The 13,300-nt window shown below is 57.6% G+C and carries 10 protein-coding genes and 1 pseudogene; 6 read left to right on the top strand and 5 right to left on the bottom strand.

The features are described from left to right. Window positions 1-204 precede the first annotated feature (204 nt). The 4 genes from gltB to AC1RKH_RS06380 all read left to right on the top strand — a co-directional run bounded on the left by gltB (window position 205) and on the right by AC1RKH_RS06380 (window position 8,333). Window positions 205-4,650, top strand: coding sequence for a glutamate synthase large subunit (gene gltB / locus AC1RKH_RS06395; RefSeq protein ID WP_493062016.1), 4,446 nt, complete (start codon window positions 205-207; stop codon window positions 4,648-4,650). Window positions 4,651-4,683: 33 nt separating this feature from the next. Beyond that, window positions 4,684-6,102, top strand: coding sequence for an FAD-dependent oxidoreductase (locus AC1RKH_RS06390; protein WP_123423930.1), 1,419 nt, complete (start codon window positions 4,684-4,686; stop codon window positions 6,100-6,102). 280 nt (window positions 6,103-6,382) lie between these two features. Then, entirely contained in the window at window positions 6,383-7,450 is a 1,068-nt protein-coding gene (gene hemE / locus AC1RKH_RS06385; protein WP_123423929.1) for a uroporphyrinogen decarboxylase, read from the top strand. 364 nt (window positions 7,451-7,814) lie between these two features. Further along, window positions 7,815-8,333 (top strand): cytochrome b, encoded by a 519-nt coding sequence (locus AC1RKH_RS06380; RefSeq protein ID WP_493062017.1) that lies wholly within the window; start codon window positions 7,815-7,817, stop codon window positions 8,331-8,333. An 11-nt stretch (window positions 8,334-8,344) separates the two neighbouring features. On the opposite strand, the gene AC1RKH_RS06375 is transcribed toward AC1RKH_RS06380, so the two are convergent. Beyond that, window positions 8,345-9,622, bottom strand: coding sequence for an MFS transporter (locus AC1RKH_RS06375; RefSeq protein ID WP_493184040.1), 1,278 nt, complete (start codon window positions 9,620-9,622; stop codon window positions 8,345-8,347). 118 nt (window positions 9,623-9,740) lie between these two features. Here AC1RKH_RS06375 and AC1RKH_RS06370 point away from each other — a divergent pair, with 118 nt between their 5' ends. Beyond that, window positions 9,741-10,634 carry a LysR family transcriptional regulator gene (locus AC1RKH_RS06370; protein WP_493062018.1) on the top strand — a complete coding sequence of 298 codons (894 nt, stop codon included), beginning with the start codon at window positions 9,741-9,743 and terminating at the stop codon, window positions 10,632-10,634. Window positions 10,635-10,773: 139 nt separating this feature from the next. Here AC1RKH_RS06370 and AC1RKH_RS06365 read toward each other — a convergent pair whose 3' ends face one another. The 3 genes from AC1RKH_RS06365 to AC1RKH_RS06355 all read right to left on the bottom strand — a co-directional run bounded on the left by AC1RKH_RS06365 (window position 10,774) and on the right by AC1RKH_RS06355 (window position 11,917). Beyond that, entirely contained in the window at window positions 10,774-11,049 is a 276-nt protein-coding gene (locus AC1RKH_RS06365; RefSeq protein ID WP_493062019.1) for a type II toxin-antitoxin system RelE/ParE family toxin, read from the bottom strand. After that, the gene (locus AC1RKH_RS06360; protein WP_493062020.1) at window positions 11,049-11,321 is read right to left on the bottom strand and encodes a CopG family ribbon-helix-helix protein; all 273 of its coding nucleotides are present in this window, start codon (window positions 11,319-11,321) and stop codon (window positions 11,049-11,051) included. The genes AC1RKH_RS06365 and AC1RKH_RS06360 overlap by 1 nt, the downstream gene beginning before the upstream one ends. A 341-nt stretch (window positions 11,322-11,662) precedes the next feature. Then, a complete protein-coding gene (locus AC1RKH_RS06355) occupies window positions 11,663-11,917 on the bottom strand; it encodes a hypothetical protein (protein WP_123423912.1) in 255 nt (84 codons plus the stop codon). Between the two features lie 132 nt (window positions 11,918-12,049). Here AC1RKH_RS06355 and AC1RKH_RS06350 point away from each other — a divergent pair. Further along, window positions 12,050-12,478: pseudogene (locus AC1RKH_RS06350) on the top strand (VUT family protein); the annotation flags it as partial. Window positions 12,479-12,526: 48 nt separating this feature from the next. On the opposite strand, the gene queC reads toward AC1RKH_RS06350, so the two are convergent. Beyond that, entirely contained in the window at window positions 12,527-13,225 is a 699-nt protein-coding gene (gene queC, locus AC1RKH_RS06345; RefSeq protein WP_493062021.1) for a 7-cyano-7-deazaguanine synthase QueC, read from the bottom strand. Window positions 13,226-13,300: the final 75 nt, after the last annotated feature.

Here is a 13,300-nt window from a genome sequence, read left to right as displayed (position 1 = left end):
AGCACAGCATATCGCTTTAAACCTTTCACAAATGCGACATAGATTTGCGACATTTCGTCGTCAAATTTGTGAGCCTCTGTGTCGGTGTGTACAATGACCTCCCTTTTGCCCCCGCAAAGCTGGCGTACGTTCGGCGTGGAAGGTAACTGGCTGAATTGAAAAGAAATTTGTCTCGATAAGAGGCAGCCTGGTGAGAAAGTGTCTATGAAAGCAGGTCTGTACCAACCAGATGAGTTCAAGGATAACTGCGGTTTCGGCCTGATAGCCCATATGCAGGGCGAACCCAGTCATACCCTGTTGCAAACGGCCATTGAGGCCCTGACCTGCATGACCCACCGCGGTGGGATCAACGCTGACGGCAAAACCGGCGACGGTTGCGGTCTGCTGATGCAAAAGCCCGACGTGTTCCTGCGCGCCATCGCCCAGGAAACGTTTGGTATTGAATTGCCCAAGCAATACGCCGTGGGCATGGTGTTCTTCAACCAGGACCCGGTAAAAGCCGAAGCGGCTCGCGAGAACATGAATCGCGAGATCCTGGCTGCCGGCCTGCAACTGGTTGGTTGGCGCAAAGTGCCGATCGATACCAGCGTTCTCGGCCGTCTGGCACTCGAGCGCCTGCCGCAGATCGAACAAGTGTTCATCGGTGGAGCTGGCCTGAGTGATCAGGACATGGCCGTCAAGCTGTTCACTTCCCGTCGTCGCTCGTCCGTGGCCAACGCCGCCGACCTCGACCACTACGTCTGCAGCTTTTCCCACAAGACCATCATTTACAAAGGCCTGATGATGCCGGCGGACCTGACCGCCTTCTATCCAGACCTCAGCGACCAGCGCCTGCAAACCGCGATCTGCGTGTTCCACCAGCGCTTCTCCACCAACACCCTGCCGAAATGGCCGCTGGCTCAACCGTTCCGCTTCCTGGCGCACAACGGCGAGATCAACACCATCACCGGCAACCGCAACTGGGCCGTGGCCCGTCGCACCAAGTTCAGCAACGATTTGATGGACCTGGAAGAACTCGGTCCGCTGGTCAACCGTGTGGGTTCCGACTCCTCGAGCATGGACAACATGCTCGAGCTGATGGTCACCGGCGGCATCGACCTGTTCCGTGGCGTGCGAATGATCATTCCGCCTGCGTGGCAGAACGTCGAAACCATGGACCCGGATCTGCGTGCGTTCTACGAGTACAACTCGATGCACATGGAACCGTGGGACGGTCCGGCCGGCGTGGTAATGACCGACGGTCGTTACGCGGTGTGCCTGCTCGACCGTAACGGTCTGCGCCCGGCGCGTTGGGTCACCACCAAAAACGGCTTCATCACCCTGGCCTCGGAAATCGGTGTCTGGAACTACCAGCCTGAAGACGTGATCGCCAAGGGCCGTGTCGGGCCTGGCCAGATCTTCGCCGTGGACACCGAAACCGGACAGATCCTCGACACCGATGCCATCGACAACCGCTTGAAGTCCCGTCATCCGTACAAGCAATGGCTGCGCAAGAATGCCCTGCGCATCCAGGCGACCATGGAAGACAACGACCACGGTTCGGCGTTCTACGACGTCGACCAGCTCAAGCAATACATGAAGATGTATCAGGTCACTTTCGAAGAACGTGATCAGGTGCTGCGTCCGCTTGGCGAACAAGGCTACGAAGCCGTTGGCTCCATGGGCGACGACACACCAATGGCCGTGTTGTCCCAGCGTGTGCGCACGCCGTACGACTACTTCCGTCAGCAGTTCGCGCAGGTCACCAACCCGCCGATCGACCCGCTGCGTGAAGCCATCGTCATGTCGCTGGAAGTCTGCCTCGGAGCCGAGCGCAATATCTTCCAGGAGTCGCCGGAACACGCCTCGCGCGTGATCCTCAGCTCGCCGGTCGTTTCCCCGGCCAAATGGCGCTCGTTGATGAACCTCGATCGCCCGGGCTTCGAACGCCAGGTCATCGACCTCAACTACGACGAGGCGCTGGGTCTTGAAGCCGCGGTGCGCAACATCGCCGATCAGGCCGAAGAAGCCGTGCGTTCCGGGCGTACCCAGATCGTGCTGAGCGACCGTCACATTGCTCCGGGCAAACTGCCGGTTCACGCTTCCCTGGCCACTGGCGCGGTGCACCACCGTCTGACCGAAAAAGGCCTGCGTTGCGACAGCAACATCCTGGTCGAGACCGCTACCGCGCGCGACCCGCACCACTTCGCAGTGTTGATCGGTTTCGGCGCCTCGGCGGTCTATCCGTTCCTGGCTTACGAAGTGCTGGGCGACCTGATCCGTACCGGTGAAGTGTTGGGCGACCTCTACGAGGTGTTCAAGAACTACCGCAAAGGCATCACCAAAGGCCTGCTCAAGATCCTCTCGAAGATGGGCATCTCGACCGTCACGTCCTACCGTGGTGCGCAGTTGTTCGAAGCCATCGGCCTGTCTCAGGAAGTCTGCGATCTGAGCTTCCGTGGCGTGCCGAGCCGCATCAAGGGTGCGCGTTTCGTCGACATCGAAGCCGAGCAGAAAGCCTTGGCTGCTGAAGCCTGGAGCCCGCGCAAGCCAATCCAGCAGGGCGGTTTGCTGAAGTTCGTCCACGGTGGCGAATATCACGCGTACAACCCGGACGTGGTCAGCACCCTGCAAGCCGCTGTGCAGCAGGGCGACTACAGCAAGTTCAAGGAATACACGGCGCTGGTGGACAACCGTCCGGTGTCGATGATTCGCGACCTGTTCAAGGTCAAAACCCTTGAGACGCCGCTGGACATCAGCGAGATCGAACCGCTGGAATCGGTGCTCAAACGCTTCGACTCCGCTGGCATCTCCCTTGGTGCCCTGTCGCCGGAAGCTCACGAAGCCCTGGCCGAAGCCATGAACCGCCTCGGTGCGCGTTCCAACTCCGGCGAAGGCGGCGAAGATCCGGCACGTTACGGCACCATCAAGAGCTCAAAAATCAAGCAAGTGGCGACTGGCCGTTTCGGTGTAACCCCGGAATACCTGGTCAACGCTGAAGTGCTGCAGATCAAGGTCGCGCAGGGCGCCAAGCCCGGCGAAGGTGGTCAGCTGCCAGGCGGCAAGGTCAACGGTCTGATCGCCAAACTGCGTTATGCAGTGCCGGGTGTGACGCTGATTTCGCCACCGCCGCACCACGATATCTATTCGATCGAAGACTTGTCGCAGCTGATTTTCGACCTGAAACAAGTCAACCCGAAGGCTCTGGTCTCGGTGAAGCTGGTTGCAGAAGCGGGCGTTGGCACCATCGCCGCTGGCGTGGCCAAGGCTTATGCCGACCTGATCACCATTTCCGGCTATGACGGCGGCACTGGTGCATCGCCGCTGACCTCGATCAAGTATGCGGGCGCCCCGTGGGAACTCGGCCTGGCCGAAACTCACCAGACCCTGCGCGGCAACGACCTGCGCGGCAAAGTCCGGGTGCAGACCGACGGCGGCCTGAAAACCGGCCTCGACGTGATCAAAGCCGCAATCCTCGGCGCTGAAAGCTTCGGCTTCGGCACCGCGCCAATGATCGCCTTGGGCTGCAAATACCTGCGCATCTGCCACCTGAACAACTGCGCTACCGGCGTGGCGACTCAGAACGAAAAACTGCGCAAGGACCACTACATCGGTACGGTCGACATGGTGGTGAACTTCTTCACCTACGTCGCTGAAGAAACCCGTGAGTGGCTGGCGAAGCTGGGCGTGCGCTCCCTCGAAGAGCTGATCGGTCGTACCGATCTGCTGGAAATCCTCGAAGGTCAGACCGCCAAGCAAAACCACCTGGACCTGACCCCGCTGCTGGGCAGCGATCACATCCCGGCGGACAAGCCACAGTTCTGCCAGGTTGAGCGCAACCCGCCGTTCGATAAAGGCCTGTTGGCCGAGAAGATGGTCGAGATGGCCACTTCGGCGATCAACGACCTGAGCGGCGCCGATTTCGCTCTGGACATCTGCAACTGCGACCGTTCGATCGGCGCGCGGATCTCTGGCGAAATCGCGCGCAAGCACGGCAACCAGGGCATGGCCAATGCGCCGATCACCTTCCGCTTCAAAGGGACGGCCGGTCAGAGCTTTGGTGTGTGGAACGCCGGCGGTCTGAACATGTACCTCGAAGGCGATGCCAACGACTACGTCGGCAAAGGCATGACCGGCGGGAAACTGGTCATCGTTCCGCCAAAAGGCAGCGTCTACAAAACTCAGGACAGCGCCATTATCGGCAACACCTGCCTATACGGCGCCACGGGCGGCAAGCTGTTCGCCGCCGGTACTGCGGGCGAACGTTTCGCCGTGCGTAACTCCGGTGCTCACACCGTGGTTGAAGGCACTGGCGATCACTGCTGCGAGTACATGACTGGCGGTTTCGTCTGCGTACTGGGCAAGACCGGTTACAACTTCGGCTCAGGCATGACCGGCGGTTTCGCCTACGTGCTCGACCAGGACAACACCTTCGTTGACCGGGTCAACCACGAACTGGTGGAAATCCAGCGGATCAGCGGTGAGGCAATGGAAGCCTATCGCAGCCACTTGCAACGCGTGCTGAACGAATACGTCGAGGAAACCGACAGCGAGTGGGGTCGTAACCTCGCTGAGAACCTCGATGACTACTTGCGTCGGTTCTGGTTGGTCAAGCCTAAGGCTGCCAACTTGAAATCGTTGCTTTCCAGCACCCGTGCCAACCCGCAGTGATATGCGCCTGAAGAGTTTGATGAGGTTTTAACAATGGCTGAACGTCTGAATAATGACTTCCAGTTCATCGAGGTCGGGCGCAAGGATCCGAAGAAGAAACTGTTGCGTCAACGCAAGAAAGAGTTCGTGGAAATCTACGAGCCCTTCAAACCCCAGCAGTCGGCCGACCAGGCCCACCGCTGCCTGGGTTGCGGTAACCCGTACTGCGAATGGAAGTGCCCGGTGCACAACTTCATTCCCAACTGGCTGAAACTGGTGGCCGAGGGCAACATCCTCGCCGCCGCCGAGCTGTCGCACCAGACCAACACCCTGCCGGAAGTCTGCGGCCGCGTGTGCCCGCAGGATCGTCTGTGCGAGGGTGCGTGCACCCTTAACGACGGCTTCGGCGCGGTGACTATCGGTTCGGTCGAGAAGTACATCACCGACACTGCGTTCGCCATGGGCTGGCGCCCGGACATGTCCAAGGTCAAGCCGACCGGTAAACGTGTCGCGGTGATCGGCGCAGGCCCTGCTGGCCTGGGTTGTGCCGACGTGCTGGTACGCGGTGGCGTGACCCCGGTGGTGTTCGACAAGAACCCGGAAATCGGTGGTCTGCTGACCTTCGGCATCCCCGAGTTCAAGCTGGAAAAGACCGTGCTGAGCAATCGCCGCGAAGTCTTCACCGGCATGGGCATCGAGTTCCGCCTGAACACCGAAATCGGCAAGGACGTGACCATCGAGCAACTGCTCGAAGAATACGATGCCGTGTTCATGGGCATGGGCACCTACACCTACATGAAGGGCGGCTTTGCCGGTGAGGACCTGCCGGGCGTCTACGACGCGCTGGACTTCCTGATTGCCAACGTCAACCGCAACCTGGGCTTTGAAAAGTCGCCGGAAGATTTCGTCGACATGAAAGGCAAGAAGGTCGTGGTACTGGGTGGCGGCGACACGGCGATGGACTGCAACCGCACCTCGATCCGCCAGGGCGCCAAGTCGGTGACCTGTGCCTATCGTCGTGACGAAGCGAACATGCCGGGCTCGCGCAAAGAGGTGAAGAACGCCAAGGAAGAAGGCGTGAAATTCCTCTACAACCGCCAGCCAATCGCGATCGTCGGTGAAGACAAGGTCGAAGGTGTGAAGGTGGTCGAGACCCGTCTCGGCGAGCCGGACGCCCGTGGCCGTCGCAGCCCCGAGCCGATCCCGGGCTCCGAAGAGATCATCCCGGCCGACGCCGTGGTCATCGCCTTCGGTTTCCGTCCGAGCCCGGCGTCGTGGTTCGAGCAGTTCAGCATCCAGACCGACAGCCAGGGCCGCGTCGTGGCCCCGGAACAAGGTACGTACAAGCACCAGACCAGCAACCCGAAAATCTTCGCCGGTGGCGACATGGTGCGTGGTTCTGACCTGGTGGTGACGGCGATCTTCGAAGGCCGTAACGCCGCCGAAGGGATCCTGGATTACCTGGGCGTCTGACCATAATCCGGATCTGAGTTGAGGGCACATTGGCCCTTGATCTGAAATGGGATCAAATGTGGGAGCGAGCTTGCTCGCGATGGCGGCAGATCAGTCGACAGAGATGTTGAATGTGAGACCCTCATCGCGAGCAAGCCCGCTCCCACAGTTGTTTCGCGGTGTTGCAGAAGGCCGCATTCCAGCGCGACAAATTGACCCGATAGACAAAAGGTGCGGCGCTTGCCGTGCCTTTTGCGTCGCGCTCTGAGAAAATGCCCGCACTTTTTTTCCGGATGCCGACATGACTGCCCTGAAGAACGACCGTTTCCTTCGCGCCCTGCTCAAGCAACCCGTAGACGTCACGCCCGTGTGGATGATGCGTCAGGCCGGTCGCTACCTGCCTGAATACCGCGCCAGCCGTGCCAAGGCCGGTGATTTCATGAGCCTGTGCATGAATCCGGAGTTCGCTTGCGAAGTCACGATGCAGCCGCTCGACCGTTATCCACAACTGGATGCGGCGATCCTTTTCTCCGACATCCTGACCATTCCCGATGCCATGGGCCAAGGCCTGTATTTCGAAACCGGCGAAGGTCCGCGCTTCAAAAAAGTCGTCAGCACCCTGGCCGACGTCGAGGCCCTGCCGATTCCTGACCCACACAAAGACCTTGGCTACGTGATGGACGCGGTCAGCACCATCCGCCGCGAGCTGAACGGCCGCGTGCCGCTGATCGGCTTCTCCGGCAGCCCATGGACCCTGGCCACCTACATGGTCGAAGGCGGTTCGTCGAAAGACTTCCGCAAGACCAAGGCCATGCTCTACGACAACCCGCAGGCCATGCACCTGCTGCTGGATAAACTCGCGCAGTCGGTCACTTCTTACCTCAACGGCCAGATCATGGCCGGCGCGCAAGCGGTGCAGATCTTCGACACCTGGGGCGGCAACCTCTCGGCAGCGGCCTACCAGGAGTTCTCCCTGGCCTACATGCGCAAAATCGTCAGCGGCCTGATCCGTGAGCACGAAGGCCGCAAAGTGCCGGTCATCCTCTTCACCAAAAACGGCGGCCTGTGGCTGGAAAGTATCGCCGACGCCGGTGCAGATGCCTTGGGTCTGGACTGGACCTGCGACATCGGCGAAGCCCGCCAGCGTGTTGGAAGCAAAGTCGCCTTGCAAGGCAACATGGACCCTACCGTGCTGTACGCCAAGCCAGAAGCCATTCGCGCCGAAGTCGGCCGGATCCTCGCCAGCTACGGCAAAGGCAGCGGCCACGTGTTCAACCTCGGCCACGGCATCACCCCGGAAGTCGACCCAGAACACGCTGGCGCCTTCTTGCGCGCGGTGCATGAGTTGTCGGCGCAATACCACCAGTAATCCTTTTCTGGATAGCTGCAAAAGCCCGTCTGACCTTTGCGTCAGACGGGCTTTTTTATTTTTCTCGTTCTTACAGCGTGCGTCAGAAGTTATTCCATTCTTTACAAGTTAGTAGTGTTTGTAATGTCTGACTAATTATTCTGTTGGGATTTCCCTCCTCAGTGGGGGATTCTTCCTGCATAGAGTTTTTGTTCGTGTCTGTAGAGTGTCTTCTCGGCTACTTGGTTATTAAGTGCTGAGGCGGACTTTTTATTTATGAATAATTTGGAACTGACAATATGATCAACAACATTACGAAGTCATCAATACGTGACCGGAACTTTCGTGTCATGGCCCCTGATCCTCATAGGGTAGTTAAACTAAGATGAGGAATCCATTATATTCGGCTTGGCAGAAGTTTTTACATTGGCTATCTGCGGCCATCATTGTTTGGGCGTTGGGCAGCGGTTTCTATGTTTCTTTGTTTGAAGTTTCATTGACGGTCAAGGAATGGGTGGCGTTTTTCAATGTATCGCTGACGACAGTGTTTTTACCATTTTTTGCTTTGCGGGTTTATCTCCACTGGCGCCATAGCCGTCATGAAAATACAAAACACTATTCGCCCGTTGAACTGTTTGTATTGTTTATGCATCGACTGATTTATTGGGTGACCAGTGTTGTCATGGTGACGGGCTTCCTGATGATGGACAGAGCAATCAATGTGTTTGATGTTGTATCAATCCCTCAGCCATTGACGAACGCTTATTTGATTGCGTTGTTTTTTAAAATACACATAGGCGCCTGTTTACTGCTCGCACTTCTGGTTGCATTGCATGTCGCGGCGGTTATCAAGCACGAAGCCTCGGGGCGTCGAGTACTGAAACTCATGTCCTTTCGACGCTGAGTCCCGACGCTTCAAACCGATTGATTGTTGGGCAGCAATGGCAACCGGGCCAGTTTCAACGCCACCAACAGTGCGATCACCAGCAACCCGCCGATGAACAGGCCGATCCCGTTCCAGCCACCCAAGTGCCAGAACACCCCGCCCACTGTGCCGGCGATACTCGACCCGGCGTAGTAGCTGAACAGGTACAGCGACGAGGCCTGGCCCTTGGCCTTGGTGGCGCGGCGGCCGATCCAGCTGCTGGCCACCGAGTGCGCGCCGAAGAAACCAAAGGTGAAGATCAGCATGCCGATGATCACCAGCGGCAACGGTGTGAGCAGGGTCAGCGCAAGCCCCGCAAGCATCAGCACGATGGTCGCCCACAGCACTTTGCGGCGGCCGAGTTTGTCGGCCAATGCACCGATCTTCGCCGAACTGTAGATCCCCGACAGGTAAACCACCGAGAGCAAGCCTACGAAGGCCTGATCCATGTGATACGGTTCGGCCAGCAGGCGATAGCCGATGTAATTGAACAGCGTGACGAACGCGCCCATCAGCACGAACGCTTCAAGGAACAACCACGGCAGGCCGGCGTCGCGAAAGTGCATGGTGAAGCCGTCGAGCAAGCTGCGCGGATGCATCGAGCGGGAGCGGAAGTTGCGCGATTCGGGGAGGATTTTCCAGAACACCGTCGCGGCAATCAGCGCCAGACCACCGATCACCAGCATGGCCGTGTGCCAATTGACGAAGTCGATCAACACGCCGACGATCAGCCGGCCGCACATCCCGCCAATCGCGTTACCACCGATGTACAGCCCCATCGCCAGGCCGATGTGCTGTGGATGAATCTCTTCGCTCAGGTAAGTCATGGCCACCGCCGCCAGCCCGCTGAGGGATAGCCCGACCAGTGCACGCATCACCAGCACCCCCTGCCAGCTCGGCATCATCGCACTGGCAAGGGTGCACAGTGCCGCCGCGAACAGTGCCGCGACCATCACCGGTTTACGGCCGATGCGGTCGGAGATCGGGCCGGTGATCAGCAGGCCGATGGCGAGCATCCCGGTGGCCACCGACAGGATCAGGCTACTCTGCGCCGCGTTGATCGAAAACTCACGGGAGAACAGCGGCATCATCGGCTGCACGCAGTAGAGCAGGGCGAAGGTCGCGAAACCGCCGGAGAACAGCGCCAGCACCGTGCGCATGAACATCGGCGTGCCTTTTTCGATGTACACGTCGTTCAGTTGGGCGACCACATCGCCCAGCGCAGTCGGCGGAAATTCATGGGCGAGCGGGGCGACAGCAGTTTTCACGGGGACCTCGGGAGAGCACGGCCAGGAAGGCAATGGAAAAATCATATAGCTGGCTAATGTTTCTATCCAATATATTGTTCGACCTGTTTGATAGGTTTAACGACCTAATGGAGTTTTCATGGAATTGCGCCATTTGCGCTACTTCATCGCCGTCGCCGAAGAACTGCACTTCGGCCGCGCCGCACAAGTGCTGGGCATCTCTCAGCCACCGTTGAGCCAGCAGATTCAGGTGCTGGAACAGGAAGTCGGCGCACGTTTATTCGAGCGTACCAATCGTCGGGTCGAGCTCAGTGAGGCCGGTCGGCTGTTCCTCGAAGAGGCTCGGCTAGTGCTGGCCCAAGTCGACAAAGCCGCCGACGTCGCCCGCCGAGCCCAACTTGGCGAACTGGGGGAACTGAAGATCGGCTTCACCTCATCGGCACCGTTCAACTCGACGATTCCGCAGGCGATCTTCTCGTTCCGTCAGCGCTTCCCGGCCGTGCATTTGAACCTGCGGGAGATGAGCAGCACCCAGGTCGCCGAGGCGCTGGTGGATGAGTCGATTCAGGTCGGGATCATGCGACCCTTGCCGCTGCCGGATTCGCTCGAGGTGGTCGAGTTGACGCGTGAGCCCTTGGTGGCCGTGCTCAGCTCCAAGGATCCGCTGGTGGTTGGCAGCGAGGACGGGCTGTTTCTATCGGCGTTGGCCCACGAGCCTTTCGTGTTCTTCCCACGCAGCTACGGCAGTGGTCTATACGCGCAACTGCTGAGTCTGGCGCGTGACGCGGGCTTCAGCCCGCACTTCACCCAGGAAGCCGGCGAGGCCATGACCATCATTGGTCTGGTAGCGGCAGGGCTTGGAGTGTCGGTGTTGCCGGCGTCCTATCAGCGGATGCGCATCGACGGCGTGGTCTATCGCCCCTTGCTTGATCCGCTGGCGATGTCGGCGGTGTGGCTGGTGCAGCGCAAGGATCAGAAATCACCGATGGCCAAGGCGTTTGTCGAGTTGCTGACGCGTAAGACGGCACCTTGATGCCGCCTCGCGACTTTCGCCGTAGACTTGGACGGGGAAGTCCCTTTCATTCGCTAAGGTTTTTCGACCTGTCGCAGACCTGCCAGGTTGATGTGTTCCTGGTCCAGCCCAGCCGTCAATCGCGACGGCTATCACCATGCTACCTGTCCTCGCGGGTGTGCCACAGGCGCAGCAGGTAGACAGTGGAGTCCACTATCTCGTAACGCATCTCGTAATGGCCGATCTGAATTCGGCGCACATCCCGTGGCTCGAACTCTTCCAGACGTTCGCCAATGCGCGGGTTGGTCAGCAGAGTGATCGGTGCGGCCGTGAGTTGCTGCACTGTTCGTGCGGCGGCAGGCTGATTCACCGATGCCAGAAACTCGTACAGTCGGGTAATGTCGGAAAGTGCCTTGCTTGTCCACTTCAACTCCATCAGCGCGGCACTGGCAATGGAGTGTCGGTGCTGAGGCTATCAGCCCAGGCCTGGACAGCCTGGTGGTCAATCACGCGGCCAGCGTCAACATCAGCCAAGGCTTCGCGGGTCAGGCGACTACGCTCTTCTTCCTGGTCGATCCAAGCGGACAGAGCCTGTTTGACGATCCAGTTCCTGGAGCGTTCCAGGCGTTCAGCCATCAAGTCGACCTTTTCGGCCAGTTGCACAGGGACATGAGCCGTGACGGATCGGGTTTTCGCGGCGGTTGCCATGATGGGGTTACTCCTGATCGTTACATCTTCTTGAATTTGATGTCGCCGGAGCCTGCCGCCGACAGTTTGGCGGACGTAGCTACCAGCTGTTTTGCGTAGCTCTGCGTCAATTCGATTTACAGTTAATCATAGTGAATAAACATACACCATCAAGCATACCGTCAGGTTGAGCTATACACAGCCCAGAGGAAGCCATCGCAGGGAAATGGAGCGTTCATGGGTGTCGCCCTCAGGGGTCGGAGCTTCGAGCAGCAACGCTACCGGGCCAGCGGATTGAACCTGGTGACCGCCGCTTTGTCGTATAAAAAAACAGGCGATCTCATTGAGATCGCCTGTTTTTTTTACGCCGAAATCTGCGCCTGTAATCGTCGCCCGACGACATCCAGCAAATCGCAGCCATCGCGCAATGACGTCACCAACACCCGCGCCAATTCACTATGAATGCCCTCGCTGAACGCAAAATACTCCAGCAGTTGGGTTGCGGTGCGGATGCGGTAGGCCGCGGTGTCGTGCAACACGTCCAGTGGTGCTTCGGTGTCGATCAGCAATGATGGGATGGTGCAGTCGATGCCGGTGATAGGCATATATCGATCCATGAAAACCTCCACTCGGTAAAAGAGCGCGACCACTCAGTGAGCGCTATTGGACGGAACCTCAGGTAGCCCCTCGGGCGGGTCCAGGTTATCCAGCGCCCGGTTTACCAACAGTTCGCCATTATTTGTTTTTAAAGTAATGCGCTTATTGTTGTTTTGCTTGGTACCTCGACCTACCTTCCAGGATTGCCTGGCTGGAAACTTGATATGCCCTATAGCGAGGTTATTAATCATGTTTCGTCTGTATTAGTAGCAACTTCTGTTTCGTTTCTTTTTTCTGAATATGTCAATTCGTATCCGCTGTGTAAAATAAAAGAGCTCACAAGCTCCAGATTTTTATTTCTGCGAATATTTTTTAGTGCTTGCTTTGCAGTGGTGATAGATAGCTTTATTTTTTGCTGTATTGCGTTTTATGGCGCTATGCAAAGTGGCGATATACTTAATATGGTTTATCTCCAAATAGCTATAAAAATGTGTTTCGCTGTTTTTAACGTTTTGCCTGCCTGCGGAGCGAGGTCATTATTTAAAAAATATATAACTGGAGCCCAGGCCGCATCAAGATAGGGGGCAGATTGGCTGTTAACAACTCATTCCCCCCCAGCAGCAGACTAGCTATTTTAATTTTAGCTTGTCTTTTAGGCTGTTCATGATCTCTGTTTTGCTCTCCAGAAACTCATTCAGTCCTTTTGCACGAAGATTACAGGCATCACAGTTGGTGCACCCACTTCCCTGTAGTCCGTTGTAGCAAGTCAGTGTGTGGTAGCGAATGAAATCCAGCTTGTTGTGGTAATCGGCCAAAGCCCAGGTCTCCGCCTTGCTCAAGCACATGAGCGGCGTTTCAATACGCAACTTATAGTCCATACCCAATTCGATGGCGTAATTCAATACTTTAGCAAACTCATCGCCGCAATCAGGGTAACCGGAGCTCTCTGTTTCACAAATGCCTGTGATGACAGTGTCAGCACCCACTTGATAGGCATAAATAGAGGCCAGGGTTAAAAACAGAATATTCCTCCCGGGTACGAACGTGTTTGGCACACCTTCTCCGGAACTATTTGCACTTGGGACTGGAATGTTGTCGCGGGTCAAACTGCTGATGGCCAGCTCATTCAATAACGAAGTATCCAGTACTTTATGCACCGTCACGCCAAGCTTTTGAGAGAGGTGTTGCGCCACTTCAATTTCCGCACGATGGCGCTGGCCATAATCAAACGTAATGCAGTGGATTTCATCGTAGAGCGGCAATGCATGGATCAAGCAGGTTGTGGAGTCCTGCCCGCCGCTGAAAACGATAACGGCCTTTTTAGTCATGGTTCGTTCTTCCTTTGGATGCCCCCGACGTGTCACGGGGGCATTGACCCTAGCGCGAAGCTCAAACTCTGGCTG

Source organism: Pseudomonas sp. GW822-FHT06B12 (assembly GCF_058799675.1).
Note: the sequence above shows the minus strand (reverse complement) of the source record. Positions and strands in the feature narration are given on the sequence as shown.